The following is a 24921-nucleotide window of genomic DNA, read 5'->3' on the forward strand; positions in this document are numbered from 1 at the left end:
CGCGCCGACCCGGGGGTTCCATTGGGAGCTGAGATATCCGCTCGTTCGTTCACCGGGGAAGACCGGCGGATGTTCCGGAGCAAGGTTCGCGACTGCATGAAGGCGCTCGAGCGGATGCTTCGAGAGGACGTCTTCGTCGACGTGCACTCGTCACCCGAACCGCATCTCGGCATGGAGATCGAGTTCAACCTCGTCCGCGACGACATGTCGCCCGCGATGTCGAACCTCGAGGTACTTCAGGCGATCGACGATCACGCGGTCTTCCAGACCGAACTCGGCCAGTTCAACGTCGAGATGAACGTCGAGCCACGACGTCTCACCGGCGACGAACCCTTCGAACTCGAAGAGTCGCTGCGGTCGTCGCTGCGGCGCGCCGACGAGCGGATGCACCTGCACGACGCGCAGCTGGTCATGATCGGCATGCTGCCCACGCTCGAACTCGACGATCTCGAACGGGGCCGGATCACCGCCAATCCTCGGTACGAAGCGCTCAACGAGCAGATCTTCGCGGCGCGCGGCGAGGACATCGAACTCGATCTCGACGGTGTGCCGTTGCCCGGCAGTGATGCCGTGGAAACCCTTCGCGCCGACATGAATTCGGTGGTCCCCGAGGCGGCCTGCACGTCCCTGCAGCTGCACCTGCGGATCGCCCCCGAAGATTTCGCGACGCACTGGAACGCTGCCCAGTGCCTGGCCGGAGCGCAGGTCGCGCTCGCGGCGAACTCGCCCTTCCTCGCCGGCAAGGCGCTGTGGCACGAGAGCCGGATCCCGTTGTTCGCGCAGGCCACCGACACACGCCCGCTCGAACTGCGGAACCAGGGTGTCCGTCCCCGCGTGTGGTTCGGTGAGCGGTGGATCGACTCCGTCCTCGACCTGTTCGAGGAGAACTCCCACTACTTCACGGCTCTCCTTCCGGAGGTCTCGGACGTCGATCCGATGGCCGAACTCGACGCCGGCCGGATTCCCGAACTGCGCGAACTGCAGATGCACAATGGCACCATCTACCGGTGGAACCGGCCCGTCTACGACATCAGCGACGGCCATCCGCACCTGCGCGTCGAGAACCGTGTGCTCCCTGCAGGACCGACCGTCCTCGACACCATGGCCAACGCCGCCTTCTACTACGGGACGCTGCGCGCCCTCACCGACGCCGACGAGCCGCTCTGGCGCGACCTCAGCTTCGACGCCGCCGAGCGGAACCTCGTGCTCGGTGCGAAGTTCGGTCTCGACGCGAAGCTGTACTGGCCGCGCACCGGATGGGTCGGCGCCGACGAACTCGTGCTGCGGTGCCTGTTGCCGCTTGCGCACCAGGGCCTCGAGGCATACGGACTGTCGGCGGCGGTCCGCGACCGCTATCTCGGCATCGTCGAGGGGCGTGCACTGACTCGGCAGACCGGGGCGGCGTGGCAACGACGGCAGGTGGCCCGACGCGAGGCTGCCGGCGAGAACCGTCGCACCGCCCTGCTCGGGATGATGAAGGACTACGTGCAGAACATGGCCTCGGGTACTCCCGCTCACGAGTGGGAGTGACGGCCCTACAGTTGCAGGGTCCGCGTCACGGCCACCGTCGGCTGGACGACGACGCGATCCGCGGGTGGCTCGAAGCCGGCTACTTCGCCGAGATCGTCACCGAGATCGGCGACGCGGACGCCTAGGCGGCTCTCGAGCATGCTCAACGTCAGCTCGACCTCGATCCCGTCGGCGCCGGGAGCCCAGAACAGGAAACCGAAGTCGTCGGACGGTTCGGCGCGGAAGCCGTCCACCGTCGCGCCGTGGACGTGGGCGGTGGTGTTGTCGATCCACAGTCCGACGGCCTGGGCGTTCCTCGGTGAGCTCAACCGCAGTCGTATCTTCCGGGCGCTTCCGCCGGTCGTGTCCTCGAGGATCTCGACCTCGGGCGCCTCGAGGTCGGCGACCGGGGCAGGCCCGTGGTACATCGGCCGGTGCTCCCGCCACGGGAAGGCGGTGGGGAGCGGTTCGGGCCCGGTGGTGAGCAGGCCTTCGCTCCAGTCGGATCGCGGGCCGTCGGGCGATCCCCACACCGCGGCACTCCGGTCGGCGTCGAGCGAGTACCAGAGGTATTCCTGCCGGGGATCGGTCGCACCGTCCCGGTTGAGATAGCCGGCGAGCAGCGTGCCCACCACGACGATCGCGATCGTGCCGGTCGCGGAGACGACGAGCCCGCGGGTGGTCGACGCGAACGGCTCGCACAGCGGGAGCACCGCGGCGAACGTGAAGGCGACGAACAGACCGGCCACCGGTGCCCCGTAGAGGAGTCCGGCGTCGAACGACACCAGCACGGCGGGCAGGCCGAAGATCACCGAGCCGAGCGCACCGAGCGCGATCGCGACGAGCGGCCACACCGTGTCGCGCTGCGGGAGCAGCAGCGCCACCAGCAGACCCAGCGCTGTCGGCAGGACGAGTACGAGCAGCGTCAGCGGCACACCGGCGAAGGGGATACCGGCGAGAGTGAGCACCGCGACGAGCGTGAACGCTCCGCACGTGAGCGCGGCGGCCGGACGGGCACGGCCCCACCACGATCGCGCGATCAGCAGTACGCCGAGAGCCGCGACGACCGCCGCGAACTGGAAGACACCCGGCCGGTAGGGCTCGTCGGCGACCGGCGCGGCCGTGCCCGGATCGACGGTCTGCACGATCCACCAGGGCAGCCACGCCGCGCCCGCCGCGAGCACGGCGGCGAGCAGGGCCACGGCCACGGCCGCGCCGACCTGCCAGGCCGAGGCCTCACCGCGGCGCACCCGCAGCACGACGATCGCCCCCACGATGGCGGCCAGCACGATCGCGCCGACCACCTCGGCCCAGCGCGCCATGTGGAGCAGTCCCCAGGGCGCGGTCGTCACGACCTGGTCGCCGCCGTCGTCGACGGTCGCGAGATCCGATCCGGCGAGCGTGCGGGCGGTCGCGAGGGAGGTGTCGCCCATGTGCTGCAGCGACGTCCTGCTGAGACGGTCGGGGGTGTCGAGAGGGCTGTGGTAGTACGCCGATCCCGCGGAGATCGCCGTGTCGAGGGCGTGGTGGCCGTGCTCGGCGAAGCGACGGAAATCGGTGTCGTTCGGCAGCGCCTCGAAGATCAGTTCGGTGAGGGAATCCGCGTTCGCGCCCGGTGCCCCCGCCAGGCTGTCGATCAGGACGCCGTTCGGTGAGGTGATCCGGAAGGTCGTCGGCGTACCGGCGTTCCCGCGGGCCTCGTGGTTGAGCACGACGACGGGACCGGCCCGGACGGATTCCGTGCCCACGAACCGGTGGGCGCCGAGCAGACCGTTCTCCTCACCGTCGGTGAGCAGGACGACGACGTCGTTCCGTGGGGGAGGGCCGGAGTCGATCGCACGAGCGACCTCGAGGACCGTGCCGACGCCGATCCCGTCGTCGCCCGCGCCGGGGGAGCCCCGGACCGTGTCGTAGTGGGCGGCGAGCACGACGGTGCCCGTGGGATCGGTACCGTCCCGGGTCGCCACGATGTTCTGCACGCGGGCGCCGCGTTGGGTCGCCTCACCGGACCGCGCCATCCATCCGACACCGGAGTCGACGCGGGTCGACCACCCGAGTTCCTCGAGGACGGCGACGAGATGGTCACGGGCATCGGCGTGGGCAGGCGACCCGAGCGGTCGTGGGCCGCCGGCGATCGCGTCGATGTGTTCGCCGGCGCGGGCGGCGCTGAAGACATCGGCGGGAGCGTCTGCACCGAGCGGCTCGTCGGATCCGGGGAACAAGGCGACGAGGCCCGCCACGAGGAGGACTCCGATCAGTGCCAGAACACTGCTACGCCGGGACGGGGCCGGGTGGCGAACAGCCGCGGCGGAGTCCATGGGTGCAGCCTAGCCGCGAATGCAGCGGTGCCCCGGCAGACTCGGCCGGGGCACCGCGATCGGATCGGGTCGGATCAGGAGGCAGGCGCCCAGCTGTCGGGTCCGAACACTTCGTAGTGGATGTTCTCGGCCGGGACGTTGCGCTCGATCAGGGCCTCGCGCAGCGAGAGCATGAACGGCAGCGGGCCGCACAGGTAGGCCTGGGTCTTCGGGTCGAGCGGCAGATCGGAGATGTCGGCGCGTCCGACGCGGACCGTCTCGAGCGGCTGACGGTTGCCGAGATCCTCGTACCAGCGGTACAGCTGGGCCGACGGGATCTTCTCGGCGAGGGTCTCGAGCTCGCGGCGGTGGGCGTGGCTCGCGACCGACCGGTCGGCGTGCAGGACCGCGACGGGACGTTCGTCGCCGACGCCGGCGAGGTGATCGAGCATGCCGATCATCGGGGTGCATCCGATACCGGCCGACGCCAGCAGGATCGGAGTGTCGTCCTCGGTGAGCACGAGATCACCGAAGGGGGTGGTGACCTCCAGCTCGTCGCCCTCGAAGACATTGTTGTACAGGAAGTTCGACACTTCACCGGCGGGAAGCGCGGTGCCGTCGGGTGCGGTGGTCGCGAGGACCCGCTTGACGGTGATGCGCCAGTCGCCCTTCGCGGGTGCGCTCGACAGGCTGTACTGACGGATCTGGCGGGCGCCGTCGGGGAGGTGGACGCCGACCGAGAGGTACTGGCCCGGACGGAAGGTGGGCAGCGGGGAGCCGTCGAGCGAGGTGAGGACGAACGAGACGGTGTCGGCGGACTGGTGGACGCGGTCGGCGACGCGGACGGTGCGCCAGACGTCGCCGGCCTCGACACCCGCGGCCCGGTACAGATCGGCCTCCATCGAGATGAGAGTGTTGGCCATCAGCCAGTACAGCTCGTCCCATGCCTTCGCGACCTCGGGAGTCACTGCCTCTCCGAGGATTTCGACGATCGCCTCGAAGAGGTGCTTGTGGACGATCCAGTACTCGTCGGGCTTGATACCGAGCGAGGCGTGCTTGTGGGCGATGCGGGACAGGATCGCCTCGACACGGGCGGGATCGGGATCGAGCTGGAGCGTCGCGAACGCCGCGATCGATCCGGCGAGTGCCTTCTGCTGCTCACCCTGCTTCTGGTTGCCGCGGTTGAACAGATCGCGTTCGAGCTCGGGGTGGGCGGCGAACATCTTGCTGTAGAACAGCGGGGTGATGTCGCCGATGGCGGCTCCCACCGCCGGGAGGGTCGCGGCGATGACGTCCTTGGATTCGGGTGAGAGCGGCATGGTGTGTCTCCTCGTGTGTGTCGTGACGGGCTGCACCGGCGGCCTCGCCGTGGGTCAGCGGCCGGTGGGTGGTTCGAGAGTGAGCAGGACCGGGCCGGCGTCAGGGGTCGCCAGGTCGGCGATCGTGACGTCGTCGAGAGCGGCGTAGAAGGCGTCCTGTGCGGTACGCAGCTTCGAGCGCAGGTTGCAGCCGTGACGCATGGGGCACGGCTTCGCTCCTTCGCACTCGACGACCTCTTCTTCACCTTCGAGGGCTCGGGTGAGCCATCCGAGGCTCGCCGTGCGGCCGAGTTCGGTGACGGTCAGGCCTCCGCCGCGTCCGCGGCGGGTGGCCACCACCCCGAGCTCGCCGAGTCGGGCGACGACCTTCGTCGTATGTGCGTACGACAGATCGAGCTGGTTTGCAATCGTTCTGGTACCGGGCATACTCCCCGCCGGGCCGGCGACGAGATGCATCACAACTCTCAGTCCGAGATCGGTGAACCGGGTGAGTTGCATGGCCCTACGCTAGTAAATTCGCATCCGCGGTGACAATTTTATGTGACGCACATCGCTGTCGATGGAATGCATTGCCACCGAAGGAATCCCGATGTGATGACCAAAGTCCGTATCCGGACGTAGCGGATCCGACTAGTCTCGGGGGCGTGAAACCACTCGGTGAGGCCCCCCGCGACCACAACCACGTGACCGTCGGTGCGGACGGCTCCCCGGCCTCCGAGCGGGCAGTGAGGTGGGCCGCGGCCACCGCGGCCGGCCGGAAGATTCCGCTGCATCTCGTCCACGCGGTGGACTTCGCGCCGTCGGGCTGGACGAAACTTCCCTTCTTCCGTCCCTCGCAGGTCTTCGAGTGGAGTGAGGCCGAGGCGCAGGCGCTCCTGAAGGAGGCCGCGGAGACCGCCGAGTCGGTGGCGCCGGATCTCGAGATCACCGCAGAGCTCGCGCTCACCGGAAGCGCCAAGTGGCTCGTCGAGCTGTCCCGCACGTCGCGGATGATCGTCCTCGGTGCCACCGGGAGCACCAAGCTGGGGGAGGCCTTCCTCGGTTCCACCCCGGTCTCCGTCGCCGGTCATGCCGAATGCCCGGTCGTCGTGGTGCGGGGACCGGAAGGGCCCGTCCCCGACGAGCGTCCCGTCGTCGTCGGTGTGGACGGCAGCCCCGCGAGCCGCCACGCGGTCGACCTGGCGTTCGAGGAGGCGTCCTGGCGCGGGGTCGACCTCGTCGCCGTCCACGTCTGGAGCGACCTGAAGGTCGGGGAGATCGACGAGTCGCCCCTCGACTTCGATCCCCGCGCGTTCGAGGAGTACGAGCACTCCCTGCTGTCGGAGTGCCTCGCGGGCTACGGCGAGCGCTATCCGGACGTGACGGTCCACCGGAAGGTCTACGTCGACGGCCCCCGCGCCCACCTGCGGTCCTGGAGCGGGAAAGCCCAGCTAGTCGTGGTCGGTACCCGGGGCAGGGGTGGCTTCAAGGGGATGGTGCTCGGCTCCACCGGAAACGCGCTCATGCGCGAGGCGCAGTGCCCGGTGATGGTGGTGCGACCGGTCACTACCTGACGGCGGTAGTGTTCGGGGGCACGTGGACGAACGCGCCCCGAACGGGGTGTGCAGCAGGAACGAAGGTGGCGCATGCGCATCGGAATGGGACTGAACTACAGCGGAGGTTTCGCGGAGACCGCGGCGGAGGTGGCCGACCTGGAGAAGGCCGGTCTCGACATCGTGTTCGTGCCCGAGGCCTACTCGTTCGATGCGGTGAGCCAGCTCGGTTATCTGGCGGCGAAGACCTCCCGCGTCGAGCTCGCCTCCGGCATCCTCCAGTTGTTCACCCGGACACCGACGCTCACGGCCATGACGGCGGCCGGCCTGGACTTCGTCTCCGACGGACGCTTCGTGCTCGGCATCGGCGCATCCGGTCCGCAGGTCATCGAGGGGTTCCACGGCGTTCCCTACAACGCGCCGCTGGGCCGCACGCGCGAGATCGTCGACATCTGCCGCCAGGTGTGGCGCCGCGAGAAGGTCGAGCACCAGGGCAAGCACTACCAGATCCCGCTGCCCGCCGAGCGCGGCACCGGTCTCGGCAAGCCGCTGAAGATCATCAACAAGCCTGTGCGCGAGCGCATCCCGATCATCATCGCGTCGCTCGGCCCGAAGAACGTCGAGATGACCGCCGAGATCGCCGAGGGCTGGCAACCGCTGTTCTACTACCCGGAGAAGGCCGCCGAGGTGTGGGGCGAGTCGATCGCCAAGGGCAAGGCCAAGCGCGATCCGGCTCTCGGCGACCTGCAGATCTACGCCCAGACCCCGCTCGCGATCGGCGACGACGTCGACCATATGCTCGACTGGGTCCGCCCCATGGTCGCGCTCTACGTCGGCGGCATGGGTGCCAAGGGCAAGAACTTCTACAACGACCTCGCGATCCGCTACGGCTACGCGAAGGAAGCCGAGACCATCCAGGAGCTCTACCTGGCCGGCAAGAAGGAGGAGGCGGCCGCGGCGGTGCCTGTCGAACTGCTGCGCTCGATCTCCCTGATCGGCTCGGAGGGCTTCGTGCGCGAACGTATCGCGGCCTTCGCGGAGGCCGGGGTCACCACCCTCAACGTCACCCCCTTCGCGGCCGACACCGCAGGTCGTGTGCGACTGATCGAACAGCTGCGACAGATCTGCGGCTGACCCACCGAGAAAGGTTCCGCGTGCGATGACCGAGAACAAGCCGATCGTCGTGGCCGTCGACGGATCCGACGCGTCCACGACCGCGGTGAGCTGGGCGGCACGGACGGCTGCGATCCGCGGCCTGCCGTTGCGCATCGTCACCGTCGTTCACATCCCCGCCTTCTACTACTCCGAGCCCTACCTCGCGCAGAGCTTCCACGAGGAGATGAAGGCGACGGCCCGCGACCGGCTCGACAATGCGGCCGTGCTCGCCCGGCAGATCATCGACGAGAACCGTCACGGGAACGTCGAGGTCACCACCGCGCAGCTCGAAGGCAAGGTCGTGCCCACGCTCATCGCGGAGGCCGAGCACGCCGACCGGCTGGTCGTCGGCTCGCGCGGTCTCGGCGAGGTGAAGGGTCTGCTCGCCGGTTCGGTCTCCACGGCGGTCGTCTCGCACGCGACGGCGCCCGTCGTCGTGGTGCGGGGCCGCACCCTCGACGGTGCGCCGCCGGCGGAGGGGCCCGTCGTGGTCGGTGTCGACGGATCGGTCTCGTGCCGCGACGCGGTGGAGGTCGCGTTCGAGGAGGCCTCCGCACGCGGGGCGACGCTCGTCGCGGTGAACGTGTGGAGCGACGTGAGCGTCCAGCCCTCGCTCGGCGCCGTCCCCGAGGACCCGCACTGGAGCCGGATCCAGACCGGTGAGGAGATCGTGCTCGCCGAACGTCTCGCCGGATACCAGGAGCGGTACCCGGACGTCACCGTCGAACGGGTCGTCGCCCGCGACCGGCCGGTGCGAGTGCTCAGCGAATATGCCGAGGCCGCACAGCTTCTCGTGGTCGGAACCCGCGGACGTGGTGGATTCAAGGGACTGCTGCTCGGCTCCACGAGCAACGCGCTGATCCAGACCGCGGACTGCCCGGTCCTCGTCGTCCGGTCGAAGGAGACCGAGGACTGATCCCGGACGGGGATCGATCCGGCGGACGAGCGATGCGGGGCGTCACCCGAAGTCGTCGACGCCCCGCTCGCGCAGTTCCCTCCACGCGTCGGCCGGATGCACACCCCGGCTGATCGCCCCGTTCTCGATGAGCACCCCGAGCATCTGCGAGAGGACGAACGCGACGTCCTCGACGCGTCCGCACTCGTAGCGGGCGGTCAGCCACCCGGAGACGTTCCCGGCCTTGGCGGCCTGCGCCATGTCCAGGGCCGTGTGGAACAACTCGCGGGTCGGATCGTCGATCGGATCCTCGGTCGGTGCGCTCATCGTCACCTCGATCTCTCTTCTCGTCAGAAACCCACGCGCAGGATCACCAGCGGCACGACCGGCAGGTCGAGCATCTCGGCCAGGCGCGAACCGGCGTCTTCGACGCGCAGGGGATGCGTCACGACCGACGCCGACAGTCGCGCGTCGATGGCCGCGAGCCAGCACCGTTCCACCGCCGCACCCACCCGGACCAGATCCGCCGGTGACGTCGACGGGGCGGAGAACAGCAGCACCGATTCGCGCGCGATCGCCGCCGCCAGCGCATCGATGTCGGGGATCCCGGTGGTGACCATGGCCTCGCCGGCCGCGCCGTGTTCGTCGAAGGTCGCGCTCCACGTGGTGACCACCTCGGCGTTGCCGCGCGGCTGCCAGTGGGACGTCCACGAGAACATCTCCCGCTGATAGTGCGGGTGACGCCGGCGGGCCTCCGCCGCGTAGGCGAGCACCTGGGCGAGGGCGGCGGACTCGTCGGCGGCGAGCAGGCGCACGTCGATGTCGGGTACCTCCCCGGCCGCGGCGACGACGTCGGCGAGCGTCTCCGTCGGCACCGGGATATCGGTGAACGATTCGCGGTGGCTGCGACGGTGCGAGATGGCGGCGTACAACCGCAGGTCGCGGCTGCTCGGGGTGCCCGAGCCGAGCGTCTCGATCCGGGCGATGAGTTCCGGACGTTGCGGATCGGGCAGCACGGAGGTGCGCGATCGGTTGCCGAGGACCCGGATCGCGAGCTCGAGATTCGCAAGGGCCGTACCGCACGAGATCAACCGGTCGACTCGCAGCGGGTCCGGGCCCGGCTCGGCGAACTCGAGGCGTTCCTCCAGTTCGGCGCTGTGATCGGGCAGGCGCAGATTCCACGGTTGCGTGTCGTGCACCGAGGGTGCCTCCACCACCGCACGCGCAATGATCTCGGTGTCACCGAGCGACCAGGTTCCGGCATCGACAGTCACGACATCCTCCTCGTCGGCTCGTTCGTCCCACATGTCCACCTCTGCCCCTCCAGCGTCTCCCGAGCGGCGCCCGCGGGGCAGGGGGAGAAGGTCCCCAGATGGGTGTCGAACGGCCCCGAGGACGTGGGTATCGCGGTACACCTGGGACAATGACGGGACAGCATGTCAACGAAAGGTGCCCGAGATGACCCGCGTGTTCCTCGTCGACGATCACGAGATCGTGCGGCGCGGCCTGGTGGATCTGCTGAGCAGCGTGCCCGACTTCACCGTCGTCGGTGAGGCCGCCTCGGTGGGCGAGGCCCTGGCCCGCGTGCCCGAGAGCGGCGCCGACGTCGCGGTGCTCGACGTGCGGCTCCCCGACGGCAACGGTGTCGAACTGTGCCGCGAGCTGCGTACCCGCATGCCGGGCCTGCGCGCCCTGATGCTCACCTCCTACGCCGACGACGAGGCGCTCTTCGACGCGATCATGGCCGGTGCCTCGGGTTTCGTGCTCAAGCAGATCCTCGGCACCGATCTCGTCTCGGCGATCCGCACCGTCGGTGAGGGCGGCTCGCTGCTCGACAGCCGTGCCACCGCCGCCCTCATGGAACGGATCCGGGCGTCGCGTACGGCCGATCCGCTGGCCGAGCTGTCGGAGCAGGAACGCGCCGTCTTCGAGCTCATCGGTGAGGGCCTGACCAACCGGGAGATCGCCGAACGGCTGTTCCTCGCGGAGAAGACCGTGAAGAACTACGTCTCGCGCCTGCTGGCGAAGCTCGGCATGCAGCGCCGCACTCAGGCCGCGGTGCTCGCCACCGAACTGCGCAACGAGCGCGGCAAGCCGACGTCCTAGTCCGACGGGTGCGGGACCGGTCCCGTCAGAGCGGGACCGCCCACAGCACCCGGGTGCCGCGCGGATCGGCGGGGCCGATCTCGCACGTCCCGCCGCACTGCACGGCGCGCCGCTCGAGGTTCGCCAGGCCGCTGCGGCGAGGCGTGTCGGGCAGACCCGTGCCGTCGTCGAGGATCTCGATCCGGAAGTCGTCCTGAACCGAGACCGACACCGAGATGTTGTCGGACTGCGAATGACGCAGCGCGTTGCTCAGCCCCTCGCGGAGCACGGCTTCGGCGTGCGGGTGGATGCGCATCGGCACCAGTGTGTCGATGGGGCCGACGAACTGCACGTTGGGTGCCACCGCGGAGTGGATGCTCAGATCGCCCACGACGTCCAGCAGTCTCCGGCGCAGGCTGTTCGACGCCGCCGCGCCGGTGGTGTGCAGATCGAAGATGGTCGTGCGGATCTCGCGCACCGTCCGGTCGAGTTGCTCGATCGCGTGGCGGATCACCTCCACGATGCGTTCGTTGTCCGCTCGGTCCGCGGTCGCGCTCTGCAGACTCATACCCGTGGCGAACAGGCGCTGGATGACGTTGTCGTGCAGGTCCTGTGCGATGCGATCGCGATCGGCCAGCACGTCGAGCAACCGCTTCTTGCGTTGCTGTTCGGCGAATTCGAGGGCCACGGCCGCGAGGTTCGCCATGGATTCGAAGCGGGCCACGTCCTCGTCGTCCCACGGTTCGGTACCGGCCTCGCGGGTCGCGACGAGCACGCCCGTGACCGTCGACGTCGCCGACAGCGGCAGCACCACCGCGTGGCCCTCGTCGCCCTGTTCCGTCGGCGGCAGTCCCTCGAGAGTGTCGAGGTGCATCGGCTGCCGGCTCTTGAGTGCTTTGAGCACAGGCGATCCGGTGAGATCGAAACGCTTGTCCTTCCCGCACGGGATCGCGGGGGACGCGGCCTGCAGGCGGCCGTGATGCCCGTCGACGAGCACCACATAGGCGCCCGCACACCGGGCGAGTTCGCGGACCTGGCCGGTGAGCATCGACAGCGTCTCGTCCACCGACCCACCCATCAGCAACCGGGAGTTGATGGATGCCATTGCGGTGAGCCATCTCTCGCGGGCAAGGGAGCCCTCGAACAGGCGCGCGTTCTCGACGGCCACGCCGGCGGACATCGCGAGCACCTTGAGGATCACCTCGTCCTCTTCGGTGAACTCGGGTGCGCCCAGCTTCTCGGTGAGATAGATGCTGCCGAAGACCTTGCCGCGCACCATGATCGGTGTGCCGAGGAAGCTCTTCATGGGCGGATGGTTGGGCGGGAAGCCGATGGAGGCGGGATGCTTCGACAGGTCGCCGAGGCGGACCGGCCGGGGATCGTTGATGAGCAGACCGAGGATGCCCCGACCCTCGGGCAGGTGGCCCATCACCTCGCGCTGCGTCGGATTGATCCCGACGTACACGAACTCCGACAGACCACCGTCGGCGGCGCGCACACCGAGCGCGCCGTAGCGGGCGTCGAGGAGGGCGGTCGCGGCGGTGACGATGCGCTGGAGCATGGAGTCGAGTTCGAGACCCGATCCCACGACGAGCACCGCTTCGAGCAGTCCGCGCAGGGTCGTCGGGGCGTCGACGGAGTCGTCGAGCCGGTCGCGGAGCTCGGCGAGCAGCGTGTCGATGGCGACGTCGGTGGGTTCGATCATGACTTCTTCTCTTCCAGCAGGTGCAGCGCGGCGGATACGGCGGATTCCGAGGGATCCGTCTTCGCGCGGCTCAGGTCGTGTGCGGCCCCGGTGACCTCGACGAGGGTCGTGGCCGCGGGCAGGAGATCGAGTGCCTCCCGCAGTTCGTCGAAGGTACCGAAGGGGTCGCGGTCGCCGTGGACGAACACCGTGGGCATCGAGATCTTCGGCAGGTGCTCGGTGCGCAGCTTCTCCGGCTTGCCCGGGGGATGGAGAGGATAGGACACCAGGACGAGGGCGTCGGCGATGCCGGGTTCGTCGGCCGCGAGCATCGACGTCTGGCGGCCGCCGTAGGAGACGCCGCCGAGCAGCAGGGGCCCGGACACGCGTTCGCGCAGCTCCGCGGCCGCGGCGGCCACCCCCTCGCGGTCCTCCGCGGCTCGGGACGGCTGCGGAGGACCCTTCGGCTTGCGACGGCGGAACGGCAGGTCGTAGCGCAGGGCGAGGAAGCCGGCGTCGGAGAACCGGCAGCACATCGCCTGCAGGATCCGGGCGTCGCAGTTGCCGCCGGCGCCGTGCGTCAACGCGACGGCACCCCGCGGGCTGCCCTCGGGAAGATGCAGGTGACCGGCCACGGTGCCGGTGTCCAGCGGTTCGACACTCACACCGATACGGTAACCGCCGCGTCGGCGACGTCTCCTCGGGCCTCCGTGCTCCGCAGCAGGTCGCTTGTGCTCCGTGCCGCAGGTCGCGCGTGCTGCTCCGTACCTCTACCGGCCGGCCGCCGCGCTGCGGGGGATCGGGCCGACGTCGGAATGGCGACCGGGCACGAGCGCGGCATGCCGGCCGCCCGGGCCGGGACCGCGGCGGGCGGCCAGTGCGTCGGCGACGGCACCGGTGACGAAGCCGTAGACGCTCTTGTGGAGGACGTCGATCGCCAGTTCCGAACGGGGCCACGTCTGCGGCGGTGCTCCCACGCCGGTCGCGTTCTCGAGGATCTGGTCGTTGGTGAGACGGACGACGGTGAACTTCGACGATGCGAGCGGCCCCCGCAGGCCGACCTCGGCCATGACCGAACGCAGGACGCCGAGTGCGATGCCCTGCCCGAAGTGCATCGCCCAGTTCAGGGCGGTCGAGTGCTGCCCGGCCGATTCGGACGCGCCCGTCAGCCGTGCGAGTACGCGGCCCGGCACGTGGGAGTTCGGTCGCCCGGTGACGGCCTGCTCGATCTTCTCCCCGACGGTCATGGCGGCGACGCCGGCCGCACCGGCGACCAGGCCTTCCCACAGTGCGTTTCTCAGCATGACCGCTCGGGTACCCGCCGCGGGATCGGAACAACCCGTATTCCCAGGGCGGAGTCCTACGGACGGCACGGTGAGGGAGTGATGACGGGAGCGACTCGACCCGGAGACACATACGGCGGAATCTCGGTGCGGCACTCCGCGATCAGTGGTGCCCTGCTCGGTGTGGCGCTCATGGCGGCGATCGACGAGATCGTCTTCCACCAGATCCTCGGCTGGCACCACTTCTACGATCGCTCCACACCCGCGGTCGGTCTCGCGTCCGACGGTCTGCTGCACACCGCCGAGTTGCTGGTTCTCGTAGCGGGATTCGCGTTGCTCGCGGATGTGCGCCGCAGGCACGCCCTGGCGGTACGGCACTTCTGGGCGGCGCTGCTCATGGGAGCGGGCGCGTTCCAGTTGTTCGACGGGCTGGTGAACCACAAGGTGTTCCGCGTCCACCAGATCCGCTACGACGTCGACGTGTGGCCCTACGACCTGGCCTGGATCGCAGGGGCTCTCGTGTTCCTCGTCGCCGGTGCGCTCCTGTGGTGGTCGGCGCGACGGAGCGCGCGCCCCACCGGGCTCTCGGACGGATAGGAGCCGTCGGTGCACGACCATCCGGCACAGGCGGGACCGGGAGCGCTCGCTCTCGTCGTTCTGTTCGCGGCGGCGGTGGCCGTCGCGCTGTACATCGGAGCGGCCGTGCGGCTGCGTCGACGCGGCGACGCCTGGCCGTGGTGGCGTGACGCGAGTGTCGCCGCAGGTGCCGGCGCCGTCGCTGCGGCAGCGGTGCTGCCTCTCGTCACGGCGGCGGTGCTGCCTCTCGTCACGGCGGCGGTGCTGCCTCTCGTCACGACGGCGGTGTTCCCTCTGCCCGGTGGTCCGTTCACCGCGCACATGGCCGGGCATCTGCTCGTCGGGATGGTCGGACCCCTGCTGATCGTGCTGGGCAGGCCGATGACGCTGCTGCTGAGGACCGTCCCGGTGGGAGGCGCACGTGCGGGTCTGCTCACCGTGCTGCATTCGCGACCGGCCGCACTGCTCACGGCGCCGGCCGTCGCGGCCGTGCTGGACATGGGTGGGCTGTGGGTGCTCTACCGGACGCCACTGTTCGCTGCCATGCACGACGACCCGCTCGTCGCGACCGTCGTCCACCTGCACGTCTTCGCCGCCGGGATGCTGTTCACCGTCGCGATCTGCCGCCTCGATCCGCTCCGCCGCCGGTACGGTCTCGCGCATCTCGCGGTGGTGTTGCTCGTGGCCGGCGCGGCTCATGCAGTGCTGGCGAAGACGCTGTACGCGCAGTCACCTCCCGGCACGATGTTCGCCGCATCCGATCTGCAGGCGGGGGCCCAGCTGATGTACTACGGCGGCGACGCGGTCGGTGTGGCCCTGGCCGTCGTGCTCGCCGTCCGCTGGTACGGCGAGATGGGGCGTGCCCGCGCGCGGGCGGTCACGGTCGGTCGCGCTCGACCGGCCGCGTGAGCCGGACCCACATGCGGTGCAGCATCGCGGCGAACACCACGACCCAGGCCGCCACCGCGACCCACAATTCGGCGGCACCGATCGCCCCGACCAGCGGCAGATCGTCGGCGCGACCCAGATACATCCCCGCGACCGCGTACATGCCGAGCGGGAAGACGATCGACCACAGGGCCGAGTCGTAGGTCAGCGGCACCCGATGGACGCGGTGACGCCACCAACCGGCCGCGACGAGAGGCGGCAGCAGCCACGTCGCGAAGGCCCAGATGACGACGGCGAGGCCCGCGATCAGTCCGCGGGTCGCGTCCACCATCGGGGCGTCGTCCATCTCGACGATGCGTGAGCCCGCCACGACGGTGATCGAGCACGCTCCCATCGACACCCAGTACGGTGCGGTCAGGTCGGTGGGACGCAGCGGGTACTGCAGCATCCGCGCCGCGACGAAGATGCCCGCCGCCGCGTACAGGAACAGCCCGACGCCCCAGGTGAACACCGCGACGGCGGCGAGGAGCCGGTCCAGTTCGCGGTAGACGGGCTGGAGGGTGGCCGCGGCGATGGCCACCGATTCGCTGGCGACGACCCAGACGAACCACGTTCCGTTGGCCTTCGCGAGGACGGGACGTTCCGCCGTGCCGAGCACGGCCGTCCACGGAACGACATATCCCAGTACCAGCCAGGTCGCCGCCGCACCCGCGAGCAGTACCGCCGCGGTGGAGTGCCACCCGTCCATCATCAGCCGCACGCCGAGCACGTTGCTGCCCGCGACGAAGGTGAAGAAGCCGAATGCCCGTCCGGAATCGGCGAGGTCGGCACGGACCCCGTCGCGGAACGCGAGAAACCGCCACACCGACAGGACCGCGAGCGTCGCGTATCCGATCGCGGACACGATCAGCAGCGCGGCCGATGCGAGGTGGAAACCACGGAGATGGAGACCGATGGAGACGATGCCGCCGGCCATGACGAAGGCGAAGTAACCCGGTGCGAGGGTGCGGACCTCTTCGCGGAGACGGGAACGGGCCTGCACGGCGCGCACGCTACTTCAGCAGGCGGGACATCCGCCGGTCGGCGAGGACCTTCCCTCCGGTCTGGCAGGTGGGGCAGTACTGGAACGAACGGTCGGTGTAGGAGACCTCTCGGACGGTGTCGCCGCACACCGGGCACGGCTCGCCGGTACGCCCGTGCACGCGCAGTCCCGACCGTTTCTCGCCCTTGAGGCGCGCCGCGTCCTGCCCGACCGAGCGGGTGACGGCGTCGGTCAGTACCGACCGCATCGACCCGTACAGGGCGGTCACCTCGTCGTCGGTGAGCTTGCCGGCTGTCGCGAACGGCGACTGCTGCGCGACGTGCAGGATCTCGTCGGAGTAGGCGTTGCCGATGCCCGCGAGAACCTTCTGATCGGTGAGCAGCGTCTTGAGACGCGAGGTGCTGTCGGTCAGGAGCGCGGCGAACTCGTCCCGGGTGAGCGCGAGCGCGTCGGGGCCGAGGCGGGCGATGCCGGGCACCGTCTGCGGACCGTCGACGACCCAGACCGCCAGGCGTTTCTTCGTGCCGGCCTCGGTGAGATCGAAGGCCGGTGTCGTCGCGTCGGGGGCGAACAGGTGCACACGGAGGGCGAGCGGACCGCGACCGAGTTTCGGGGGAGCCTGCGACGGTTCGTCGAGCCAGCGCAACCAGCCTGCCCGCGACAGGTGCGTGATCAGATGCAGCCCCGAACAGTCGATCGCGAGGAACTTGCCGAAGCGCGAAGCTCCGGTGATGTCGCGTCCCTGCAACGCCGTGATCGGCGGGTCGGCCGTCTGCAGCACGCTCAGCGCCGCGACGTCGATGCGTCCGACGACGCTGCCGACCGCGTGCTCGCGCAGGAACACCGCAAGTGCTTCCACTTCGGGGAGCTCGGGCATGGGAACAGGCTACGGTCGCCGGGCCGTTCGCGGGTGGCGACGGCCACCATCACCTCACCGATAGACTGCGCTCGTGACTGTGTCGACGCCCTACGAAGACCTGCTGCGCCTGATCCTCGAGACCGGCGCGGAGAAGGCCGACCGTACCGGAACCGGCACGCGGAGCCTGTTCGGCCACCAGATGCGCTTCGATCTGTCCGAGGGCTTCCCGCTGATCACCACGAAGAAGGTGCACCTGAAGTCCATCGTCTACGAACTGCTGTGGTTCCTGCGCGGCGACTCGAACGTCAAGTGGCTGCAGGAGCACGGCGTGACGATCTGGGACGAGTGGGCCGCACCCGACGGCGATCTCGGCCCGGTCTACGGCGTGCAGTGGCGCTCGTGGCCGACCCCGGACGGGCAGCACATCGACCAGATCAGCCAGGTGCTCGAGACGCTGCGCAGCAACCCCGACTCGCGGCGCATCCTCGTCTCGGCGTGGAACGTCGCCGAACTCGACCGGATGGCGCTCATGCCGTGCCATGCCTTCTTCCAGTTCTACGTGGCCGACGGCAAGCTCAGTTGCCAGCTCTACCAGCGCAGCGCCGACATGTTCCTCGGCGTGCCGTTCAACATCGCCAGCTACGCGCTGCTCACCCACATGGTGGCGCAGCAGACCGGACTCGAGCCGGGAGAGTTCATCTGGACCGGCGGCGACTGCCACATCTACTCGAACCACATCGAGCAGGTCACCGAGCAGCTCACCCGCGAGCCGTATCCCTACCCGACGCTGAAGCTGCACCCACGCGACTCGATCTTCGACTACCGCTACGAGGACGTCGAGATCGTCGGCTACCGGCACCACCCGGCGATCAAGGCGCCGGTGGCCGTCTGATGGGGGAGGTCACCCTCGTCTGGGCGCAGGCGCGCGGCGGTGTGATCGGCCGCGACAACAGCATCCCGTGGCACATCCCCGAGGACATGGCGTTCTTCAAGGACGCCACGATGGGCAAGCCGGTGGTCATGGGCCGGCTCACCTGGGACTCGCTCCCCCCGAAATTCCGGCCGCTGCCGGGCCGCCGGAACATCGTCGTCACCCGCAACGCCGAGTGGTCGGCCGAGGGCGCCGAGACCGCGACGAGTCTCGAGGACGCACTGACACTCGCCGGTGAGGACGAGGTCGTCGTCATGGGCGGGGGCCAGATCTACGCGCAGGCGATGCCGTTCGCGACGCAGCTGCTCGTGACCGAGGTCGACCTCGACGTCGCCGGAGATGCGACCGCCCCTCCCATCGGGACCGAGTGGGTGGCGGAGCCCGGGGAATGGATGACGTCCACCAAGGGAATCAGGTTCCGCTGGATCCGGTACGCGCGAAGCTGAGTTCTCGCGGCGGCATCTGAGCGATACTGCGGTACATGGACAAGCTCTCGTTGACCGCCCTGGCACGGCAGCAGCTCAAACTCGCAGCGGCGTCCAGCAGCGGACGCAGCTCCCAGACGGTTTTCGGTGGGCATACCAAGCACCTGCGGCAGACCGTCGTCGCGTTGCTCGCCGGCCACGAACTCGGCGAGCACGACAGCCCCGGCGAGGCGACCCTGCAGGTGCTGTCGGGCCAGCTCCAGCTCGTCGCCGGCAACGACGTGTGGAAGGGCTCGGCCGGCGACATGATCATCATCCCGCTGGTCCGGCACAGCGTCAGCGCCATCGAGGACGTCGCCTTCCTGCTCACCGTCGCCAAGTAGCGGCGCTCACTGCACGCGTCGAGTAGCGACGCTTACTGCACAGGTGCCGGAGCGGTGTACCCGCGGTAGCCCTCCCACGCGAGTCGGCGCTGGCGGCGCGGATCGTGCTCGATGCGCGTGACCTCGTCGAAAATCACTGTTGCGCGGTCCTTCTCGTCGTAGCGCGGCCACGACGGCAGTGGTTCACCGTGCCGGGCCACGTTCAGCCACTGGCGCTGCATCGACCCGGCGACCCTCCGCAGACCACGTCGCCCACCGAGCGCCGTGAGCGCCCGGCCGAGCGGTTCGTCGGTCTGGTCGAAGACGGCGAGCAACTCCACCGCGTGCGTCGCGTCGAAGCCCGTCCACCGCAGCAGTCGCGGCGCGAGATCGAAGCGGTACATGAAGGTCGGCGCGAAACGCGAATGTGCCTGCGCGATCTGCACGGACGGATACCAGAAGGTGAGGTCGCCGCCGAGATCGATCGCGGCACGCTCGTCCGGATATCCCGGATAGACCGCCGTGATGCGATCCTTCGCCTCCGGGTCGGTCGCGGCGAACAGCGCGTCGATCCGCCGCGGGTTCGTCGGAAGCGCGTCGAGGAACTTCGGGAACAGCGCACCTTCGCGGTCGTTCGTCCCGAGCACGAGCGGAACGGGATGTGCCGCGCCCGTCTCGTACGCCTCGAGCGGCTGGAGCGGAACGAAATCGCCGTCGACGACCGGGCCGAAGGGATGCAGACCCGGGGTCGCGCGCAGCACCTGCGCCCCGAGCCGCGATCCGACCCGCCCGAGTTCGACGGGGGAGGCGTCGAGCAGCGCCCGAGCGGCGGTATCCGGATCGGCACCGAGCAGTTCGACGAACTTGCGGCCCCATTCGGCCGAGCGGTCGGCGGTGACGACGAGATTCGGCGCCGGGCTCTGCGCGATCGCGGCGGAGAACAGTCCGCGCGCGGCGGGGGTCGCGAGCAGGGTCGTCACCGAGGTGCCGCCGGCGGACTCGCCGAATATCGTCACGTTGTCGGGGTCGCCGCCGAAGGCCGCGATGTTGCGCTGCACCCATTCGAGCGCCGCCACCTGGTCGCGCAGACCGAGATTGGAATCGAAACGCACGTCGTCGGTGGAGAAGGACCCGAAGTCGAGATAGCCGAGCGATCCGAGGCGGTAGTTGATCGACACGTAGACGACGTCGCCGCGCCGGACCAGCGACTCGCCGCCGTAGACCGACAGGGCACTCGTGCCGAGGGTGAACGCGCCGCCGTGGATGAACACCATCACCGGTCGCGGCGCGTGGACACGACCTGCGGGGGCGAGCACGTTGAGGGTCAGGCAGTCCTCGTCGGGACGCACGCGCACTCCGCGACGCCCGGTCTCGGCGTAGCGCGGACGCTGTGGGGCGGCATTGCCGAACCGTGTCGCATCGCGCACCCCCGTCCAGGGCTCGACCGGTTGCGGGGCGCGCAACCGCAGCGGCCCGACCGGGGGAGCGGCGTAGGGGATGCCGCGCCAGGTGAGGAGGTCGCCGAGCCGGGTGCCGCGGACGGTCCCGTCGGCGAATGTGACGTGGGTCTCGGGCGTCATGCTCCGCACTGTACGTGACGGCGCGTCACGGTAGCCGCCGCCTCCACCGTCGGCGTCACCAGGAGTGGGCCTCGAGTCCCCGGTCCGCGAGCTCGGCCAGCACGTAGGTGCGCAGCGTCGCGGTGTCGGGGAAGCGCTCCTCGTCGAGGGCGACGAACGCGAGGGTGTACCGCTCGTCGGTGTGGCAGGCGTAGACCGACAGGCGGGTCGCGGTGCGGGCCGGCCGGGTGTCGAGACCCGGGTGCATCGCGCGCATCGCGATCCCGGTGGTGCGGTACGGGCCCAGTGTCGTGAGTTCGCGGGGCACCGCACCGATGTTGGAACACAACAGGTCCCGCTCGCCCGCACCTCGCGCGACACGGGCGGCGAGGCGGTCGGGGAGGAGCTGCAGGATCTCGGCCGGCATGTTGTGCGGCGCTCCTTCCCGCGGCTGCGAGTAGGCGTGCGCGGCGCTGGCGCGGATGGAGGCGAGCGTGTCGCCGTCGTCGACGGAGATCCCCACCATCGACACGCCGTTGGAGACGGTTCCGTCCTTCCGGTCGTCGACCGGAACGGAGATGCGCACGGGGAACGGGATCCGGGCGCGTCGCGCGACACCGGCGGACACGGCGAGCAGCAGGGCGTTCGGGCTGCCGTCCTCCGCGGCGGCGACGGCCTTCCACTGCGCCGCGTCGACGTCGACGAGCGCGGTGCGCGGTCGCGAGCGCACCGTCTGCGGCGCGGGTGGCTTCTCCGTGCGGGGCGTGTACTTCACGCGGCGCAGCCCACTGCCGACCTTCCGGAACAGCTGCATCGCATCGCGCAGATCGGAATGGCGACCGGGGTCGGGTCGTCGCGGCCGGTCGGCGAGCGCGTCGGCGACCGCGCGGACGAATCCCCGCGCGTCGGTCAGGACATGTGAGCACACGATCGACAGTGCGGTGCCGCCACTCGTGAGGCGGGTCGCGGCGAGAGCCCAGCCGGGACCGAGCTCGGGATCGACGTTCACGTTCGCGTGCTCGTCGGCCCAATCGAGGAGCTCCTCGTCGGGGATGGGGGTCGCGGGATAGCGCAGCGGATGGACGTGCGTGTTGGGTTCGAACCGGGGGCGTGCGCCGGGAACACGGGGACGGACCACGCGGCGACCGAGCGGGCCTTCGGACAGTACGTCGTGAAGGGACAGCAACAGGGTCGCGTCCACGGTCTCGTCGGTGCGCCACAGACCCTGCATCACCGACGGCAGGCCGGTTCCTTTGTGGCGGTGGAGGAACATCTCGTCCACGACGCTCAGGCGATTCACAATCCCGACCGTAGCGCCGACCGTTGACCGAAGCACTGAACCGAGGTTCAATCCTTGGTGTGGCGTACCGGCGGACACCCGCAGTGCAGGAGCGACTCGACGCACAGCGCGAGGCGATCGCTGCCGCCGCGGTCGCTCTGCTCAGCGAACGCGGGTACAGCGGACTGTCCGTCTCGGCGGTCGCCGAACGGGCCGGTGTCGCCACCGGCAGCGTCTACCGGCACTACGTCGACAAGTCCGATCTCGTGGTGCGGATCTTCCGGGAACTGTGCGAACGGGAGGTCGAGGCCGTGACGTCCGCGGCCGCAACCGGATCCGGAGCCGACCGGGTGAGCGCGGTGGTCGACACCTTCTCCCGCCGTGCTCTGCGCAATCCCACCCTCGCCTACGCGCTGCTCGCCGAACCGGTCGACGTCGCGGTCGACGCCGAACGGCTCGTGCTGCGCCGCGCCTTCGCGGCGGCCTTCGCGAACGCCGTGCGCCACGGCATCGCGACCGGTGAATTCCCCGAACAGGATGTCGAACTCACCGCCGCCGCGCTCGTCGGGGCCGTCGGCGAGGTGCTCACCGGCCGTCTGCCCGGCGCGGCCGACGGTCGCCTTCGAGACAGCGCGGCCGGATCCACCGTCCCCGACCTCGTCGCCCTCGCACTGCGAGCGGCGGGGCACCTGCCTTCCGGAACGACTCAGGAGTGAAGCCGTGAATTTCCCCGCCACCCACGAGGTGTTCAACCAGGTACCGGATCTCGAGCCGTACCCGGCCGCCGACGATGCGGCCCTGCTCGAAGGACTGCGACGCGAGGGCGCGAGCTGGGCCGAGGACGAGGTCCGCGAACTCGGCGCGCTCGCCGGCACCGCCCGTGCCCAGGACTGGGGGCGGCTCGCCAACGAGTACCCGCCCGTGCTGCACACCCACGACCGCTGCGGTCACCGCGTCGACGAGGTCGAGTTCCATCCGCACTGGCACGACCTGATGACCGTCGCCGTCGAGAACGGCCTGCACGCGGCACCCTGGCGCGACCCGCGTCCCGGCGCGCACGTCGCCCGCGCCGCGAAGTTCTACGTGTGGGGGCACACCGACGCCGGGCACATGTGCCCCATCTCGATGACCTACGCTGCGGTCCCGGCCCTGCGCCACAACGCCGAACTCGCCGAGCGCTACGAGCCGCTGCTGGCCGCGCCGCACTACGACTTCGGGCTGCGCGAACCCTCCACGAAGCTCGGTCTCATCGCCGGGATGTCGATGACCGAGAAGCAGGGCGGTTCCGACGTCCGCGCCAACACCACCACCGCGACCCCCAACGCCGACGGCTCGTACACGATCGTCGGGCACAAGTGGTTCACGTCCGCGCCGATGTCCGACCTGTTCCTCACGCTCGCGCAGACCGAGCACGGGCCGTCGTGCTTCCTGCTCCCGCGCGTCCTGCCCGACGGCACCCGCAACGCCATCCGCATCCAGCGACTGAAGGACAAGCTCGGCAACAAGTCGAACGCCTCGTCCGAGATCGAGTACGAGAACGCGATCGGCTGGCTCGTCGGCCCGGAAGGCCGCGGCATCAACACCATCATCGAGATGGTGAACATGACGCGACTCGACTGCGTCATCGGCTCGGCCGTGAACATGCGGGTCGCGACGCTGCGCGCGGTCCATCACGCCCGTCACCGGAAGGCGTTCGGCGCGTTGCTCGTCGACCAGCCGCTCATGCGCAACGTCCTCTCCGATCTCGTCGTCGAATCCGATGCCGCGACGACGATGATGATGCGCCTGGCCGGGGCCACCGACCGCGCCGCCGGGGACGAGCAGGAAGCCGCCCTGCGCCGCATCGCGCTGGCCGTCACCAAGTACTGGGTGTGCAAGCGGGCGCCCGCAGTCGCCGCCGAAGCGCTCGAATGTCTCGGCGGCAACGGCTACGCCGAGGAATCGGGCATGCCGCGGCTGTATCGCGAGTCGCCGCTCATGTCGATCTGGGAAGGATCCGGCAACGTCGCGGCACTCGACGCGCTGCGCGCCATGGCCCGCCAACCCGACACGGTCGAGGCGTTCTTCACCGAGGTCCGACTTGCGGAAGGCGCCGATCCGCGGCTCGATTCGGCCATCGCCCGGGTGGGCAAGGAGCTCGCCGACCTCGAGGACGCCGAGTACCGGGCACGGCGGGTCGTGGAGCTCATGGCCCTGGTCCTGCAGGGCGCGCAGCTCGTCCGGCACGGGCATCCCGCCGTCGCGGAGGCCTTCTGCCGCAGCCGGCTCGACGACGACTGGGGCATCGCGATGGGCACACTGCCGACCGGCGTGGACACCGCCGCGATCCTCGACCGGATCTGACGGCGCGGGTCCGATTCTGCGGCGCTGTCACCTGTCGCAGGTCGCGGGCATACTGGAATACGTCCTGCGAGGAATCGACCACGGGTGGAGCCCGTCATGATCGGCAGCAACGAATGGTGGGAGTGGGGTCGGCAGATCGCACTCGCGGTGACCGAGCCGCATGCACTGCACCGTGCCCGCATGATCGTGCGCGGCGTCGTCGCCGAGTCCGAGGCGGTGAGCGACAGCCGCCGGGGCGACGCCGAGATCCACTCCGTGAACCTCGCGCAGGGCACTCCGGTCACGATGAGCCCCCGACTGGCGTCCATGGTGCGGTCGGCGCTGTGGGCGGCCCGCATGACGGGCGGGGCCGTCACCCCGGTCGACTCCGACGACGCCGCGGTCGACGCCGGAGCCATCCCACCGACCCACCCCATCCCCACCTTCCGCGATGTGCAGATCGACGGAGACATCGTGCTCGCCCCGTTCGGGGTGAGCCTCGAGCTCGGCGCGACGGCCGTGGCCGACACCGTCGACTACTCCGCGGCGCTCGTCGCGAACCTGCTCGAATGCGGGGCGCTCGTGCGCATCGGCGACGTCATGGCCACCGCGGGGCACGCGCCGGCCGGGGGATGGCAGGTGCCGCTCCCGGATCGGGGCTCGGTCGAACTGCCGGCCGGATCGGCGATGGCGTCGCACGCCAGCGACGTCGCCGATCCAGAGCGGTGGCGTCTCGTCAGCGTCATCGCTCCCGACGCGGTGTGGGCCGATGCGGCCGCGGCGACGGCGTTGCAGCGGGGGATCGGAGCCCTGTCCTGGCTCGAGCAGTACGACCTGCCGGCGCGTCTCGTCGACACGCACGGACGGGTCCGGACCACTACGGCCTGGTCCGATCCGAAGGCTGCCTGACGTCTCGGGC

General features: G+C 69.8%; 25 protein-coding genes. 13 read left to right on the top strand and 12 right to left on the bottom strand.

Annotation, left to right across the window (positions count from 1 at the left end; translation table 11 throughout):
- Positions 1 to 21: 21 nt before the first annotated feature.
- Positions 22 to 1530: a glutamate-cysteine ligase family protein gene (locus AC0LPE_RS04840; RefSeq protein ID WP_490605710.1), complete on the top strand. Its 1509-nt coding sequence runs from the start codon at positions 22 to 24 to the stop codon at positions 1528 to 1530.
- 5 nt (positions 1531 to 1535) lie between these two features.
- Here the strand turns inward: AC0LPE_RS04840 and AC0LPE_RS04845 are convergent, their stop codons facing one another.
- From AC0LPE_RS04845 to AC0LPE_RS04855, 3 genes are all read right to left on the bottom strand, one after another.
- The gene (locus tag AC0LPE_RS04845) at positions 1536 to 3827 is read right to left on the bottom strand and encodes a M28 family peptidase (RefSeq protein WP_490605711.1); all 2292 of its coding nucleotides are present in this window, start codon (positions 3825 to 3827) and stop codon (positions 1536 to 1538) included.
- 74 nt (positions 3828 to 3901) lie between these two features.
- Positions 3902 to 5125 (bottom strand): globin domain-containing protein, encoded by a 1224-nt coding sequence (locus tag AC0LPE_RS04850; protein WP_490605712.1) that lies wholly within the window; start codon positions 5123 to 5125, stop codon positions 3902 to 3904.
- Positions 5126 to 5179: 54 nt separating this feature from the next.
- Entirely contained in the window at positions 5180 to 5623 is a 444-nt protein-coding gene (locus AC0LPE_RS04855; protein WP_490605713.1) for an RrF2 family transcriptional regulator, read from the bottom strand.
- A 146-nt stretch (positions 5624 to 5769) separates the two neighbouring features.
- Between AC0LPE_RS04855 and AC0LPE_RS04860 the strand changes: the two genes are divergently transcribed.
- From AC0LPE_RS04860 to AC0LPE_RS04870, 3 genes are all read left to right on the top strand, one after another.
- On the top strand, positions 5770 to 6678 hold the full coding sequence (locus tag AC0LPE_RS04860; RefSeq protein ID WP_016692202.1) for a universal stress protein: 909 nt from the start codon (positions 5770 to 5772) through the stop codon (positions 6676 to 6678).
- Between the two features lie 72 nt (positions 6679 to 6750).
- On the top strand, positions 6751 to 7791 hold the full coding sequence (locus AC0LPE_RS04865) for an LLM class F420-dependent oxidoreductase (RefSeq protein ID WP_088897747.1): 1041 nt from the start codon (positions 6751 to 6753) through the stop codon (positions 7789 to 7791).
- Between the two features lie 25 nt (positions 7792 to 7816).
- A complete protein-coding gene (locus AC0LPE_RS04870; protein ID WP_016692200.1) occupies positions 7817 to 8728 on the top strand; it encodes a universal stress protein in 912 nt (303 codons plus the stop codon).
- A 42-nt stretch (positions 8729 to 8770) separates the two neighbouring features.
- Here AC0LPE_RS04870 and AC0LPE_RS04875 read toward each other — a convergent pair whose 3' ends face one another.
- Together AC0LPE_RS04875 and AC0LPE_RS04880 are read right to left on the bottom strand one after the other, a co-directional pair.
- Positions 8771 to 9040, bottom strand: a complete 270-nt coding sequence (locus AC0LPE_RS04875; protein WP_016692199.1) for a hypothetical protein — start codon at positions 9038 to 9040, stop codon at positions 8771 to 8773.
- Positions 9041 to 9057: 17 nt separating this feature from the next.
- Positions 9058 to 10014 (bottom strand): nitroreductase family protein, encoded by a 957-nt coding sequence (locus AC0LPE_RS04880; protein ID WP_490605714.1) that lies wholly within the window; start codon positions 10012 to 10014, stop codon positions 9058 to 9060.
- A gap of 151 nt (positions 10015 to 10165) precedes the next feature.
- Between AC0LPE_RS04880 and AC0LPE_RS04885 the strand changes: the two genes are divergently transcribed.
- Positions 10166 to 10813, top strand: a complete 648-nt coding sequence (locus tag AC0LPE_RS04885) for a response regulator transcription factor (protein WP_033096942.1) — start codon at positions 10166 to 10168, stop codon at positions 10811 to 10813.
- A gap of 25 nt (positions 10814 to 10838) precedes the next feature.
- Here the strand turns inward: AC0LPE_RS04885 and AC0LPE_RS04890 are convergent, their stop codons facing one another.
- The 3 genes from AC0LPE_RS04890 to AC0LPE_RS04900 all read right to left on the bottom strand — a co-directional run bounded on the left by AC0LPE_RS04890 (position 10839) and on the right by AC0LPE_RS04900 (position 13780).
- The gene (locus AC0LPE_RS04890) at positions 10839 to 12497 is read right to left on the bottom strand and encodes a sensor histidine kinase (protein WP_490605715.1); all 1659 of its coding nucleotides are present in this window, start codon (positions 12495 to 12497) and stop codon (positions 10839 to 10841) included.
- Positions 12494 to 13141: an alpha/beta hydrolase family protein gene (locus AC0LPE_RS04895; protein ID WP_016692196.1), complete on the bottom strand. Its 648-nt coding sequence runs from the start codon at positions 13139 to 13141 to the stop codon at positions 12494 to 12496. The genes AC0LPE_RS04890 and AC0LPE_RS04895 overlap by 4 nt, the downstream gene beginning before the upstream one ends.
- A gap of 105 nt (positions 13142 to 13246) precedes the next feature.
- Positions 13247 to 13780, bottom strand: a complete 534-nt coding sequence (locus AC0LPE_RS04900; RefSeq protein ID WP_490605716.1) for a hypothetical protein — start codon at positions 13778 to 13780, stop codon at positions 13247 to 13249.
- A 126-nt stretch (positions 13781 to 13906) separates the two neighbouring features.
- Between AC0LPE_RS04900 and AC0LPE_RS04905 the strand changes: the two genes are divergently transcribed.
- Together AC0LPE_RS04905 and AC0LPE_RS04910 are read left to right on the top strand one after the other, a co-directional pair.
- Positions 13907 to 14356 carry a DUF2243 domain-containing protein gene (locus tag AC0LPE_RS04905; protein ID WP_253250027.1) on the top strand — a complete coding sequence of 150 codons (450 nt, stop codon included), beginning with the start codon at positions 13907 to 13909 and terminating at the stop codon, positions 14354 to 14356.
- Between the two features lie 9 nt (positions 14357 to 14365).
- Complete coding sequence (locus AC0LPE_RS04910; RefSeq protein WP_490605717.1) at positions 14366 to 15244, top strand: cytochrome c oxidase assembly protein; 879 nt, start codon at positions 14366 to 14368, stop codon at positions 15242 to 15244.
- Here the strand turns inward: AC0LPE_RS04910 and AC0LPE_RS04915 are convergent.
- Both AC0LPE_RS04915 and AC0LPE_RS04920 read right to left on the bottom strand, forming a co-directional pair.
- A complete protein-coding gene (locus tag AC0LPE_RS04915; protein WP_490605718.1) occupies positions 15213 to 16274 on the bottom strand; it encodes a tellurite resistance/C4-dicarboxylate transporter family protein in 1062 nt (353 codons plus the stop codon). The genes AC0LPE_RS04910 and AC0LPE_RS04915 overlap by 32 nt on opposite strands.
- Before the next feature lies 1 nt (position 16275).
- Complete coding sequence (locus AC0LPE_RS04920) at positions 16276 to 17142, bottom strand: Fpg/Nei family DNA glycosylase (protein ID WP_490605719.1); 867 nt, start codon at positions 17140 to 17142, stop codon at positions 16276 to 16278.
- 73 nt (positions 17143 to 17215) lie between these two features.
- On the opposite strand from AC0LPE_RS04920, the gene AC0LPE_RS04925 reads away from it, so the two are divergent.
- From AC0LPE_RS04925 to AC0LPE_RS04935, 3 genes are read left to right on the top strand one after another with little or no spacing between them, the layout of a single operon-like run.
- Positions 17216 to 18016: a thymidylate synthase gene (locus AC0LPE_RS04925; protein WP_059381706.1), complete on the top strand. Its 801-nt coding sequence runs from the start codon at positions 17216 to 17218 to the stop codon at positions 18014 to 18016.
- The gene (locus tag AC0LPE_RS04930; RefSeq protein ID WP_059381705.1) at positions 18016 to 18501 is read left to right on the top strand and encodes a dihydrofolate reductase; all 486 of its coding nucleotides are present in this window, start codon (positions 18016 to 18018) and stop codon (positions 18499 to 18501) included. Before AC0LPE_RS04925 ends, AC0LPE_RS04930 begins: the two co-directional genes overlap by 1 nt.
- A gap of 35 nt (positions 18502 to 18536) precedes the next feature.
- A complete protein-coding gene (locus AC0LPE_RS04935) occupies positions 18537 to 18863 on the top strand; it encodes a cupin domain-containing protein (RefSeq protein ID WP_016692188.1) in 327 nt (108 codons plus the stop codon).
- 32 nt (positions 18864 to 18895) lie between these two features.
- Here the strand turns inward: AC0LPE_RS04935 and AC0LPE_RS04940 are convergent, their stop codons facing one another.
- A complete protein-coding gene (locus AC0LPE_RS04940) occupies positions 18896 to 20422 on the bottom strand; it encodes a carboxylesterase/lipase family protein (protein WP_423659890.1) in 1527 nt (508 codons plus the stop codon).
- 55 nt (positions 20423 to 20477) lie between these two features.
- The gene (locus tag AC0LPE_RS04945) at positions 20478 to 21701 is read right to left on the bottom strand and encodes a hypothetical protein (protein WP_160873846.1); all 1224 of its coding nucleotides are present in this window, start codon (positions 21699 to 21701) and stop codon (positions 20478 to 20480) included.
- A 59-nt stretch (positions 21702 to 21760) separates the two neighbouring features.
- Between AC0LPE_RS04945 and AC0LPE_RS04950 the strand changes: the two genes are divergently transcribed.
- The 3 genes from AC0LPE_RS04950 to AC0LPE_RS04960 all read left to right on the top strand — a co-directional run bounded on the left by AC0LPE_RS04950 (position 21761) and on the right by AC0LPE_RS04960 (position 24911).
- The gene (locus tag AC0LPE_RS04950) at positions 21761 to 22396 is read left to right on the top strand and encodes a TetR/AcrR family transcriptional regulator (RefSeq protein WP_160873847.1); all 636 of its coding nucleotides are present in this window, start codon (positions 21761 to 21763) and stop codon (positions 22394 to 22396) included.
- A gap of 4 nt (positions 22397 to 22400) precedes the next feature.
- A complete protein-coding gene (locus tag AC0LPE_RS04955; RefSeq protein ID WP_160873848.1) occupies positions 22401 to 24023 on the top strand; it encodes an acyl-CoA dehydrogenase family protein in 1623 nt (540 codons plus the stop codon).
- A gap of 96 nt (positions 24024 to 24119) precedes the next feature.
- Positions 24120 to 24911, top strand: a complete 792-nt coding sequence (locus AC0LPE_RS04960; RefSeq protein WP_490605720.1) for an FAD:protein FMN transferase — start codon at positions 24120 to 24122, stop codon at positions 24909 to 24911.
- Positions 24912 to 24921 lie beyond the last annotated feature (10 nt).

The sequence above is a fragment of the Rhodococcus sp. S3 genome (genome assembly GCF_058211795.1).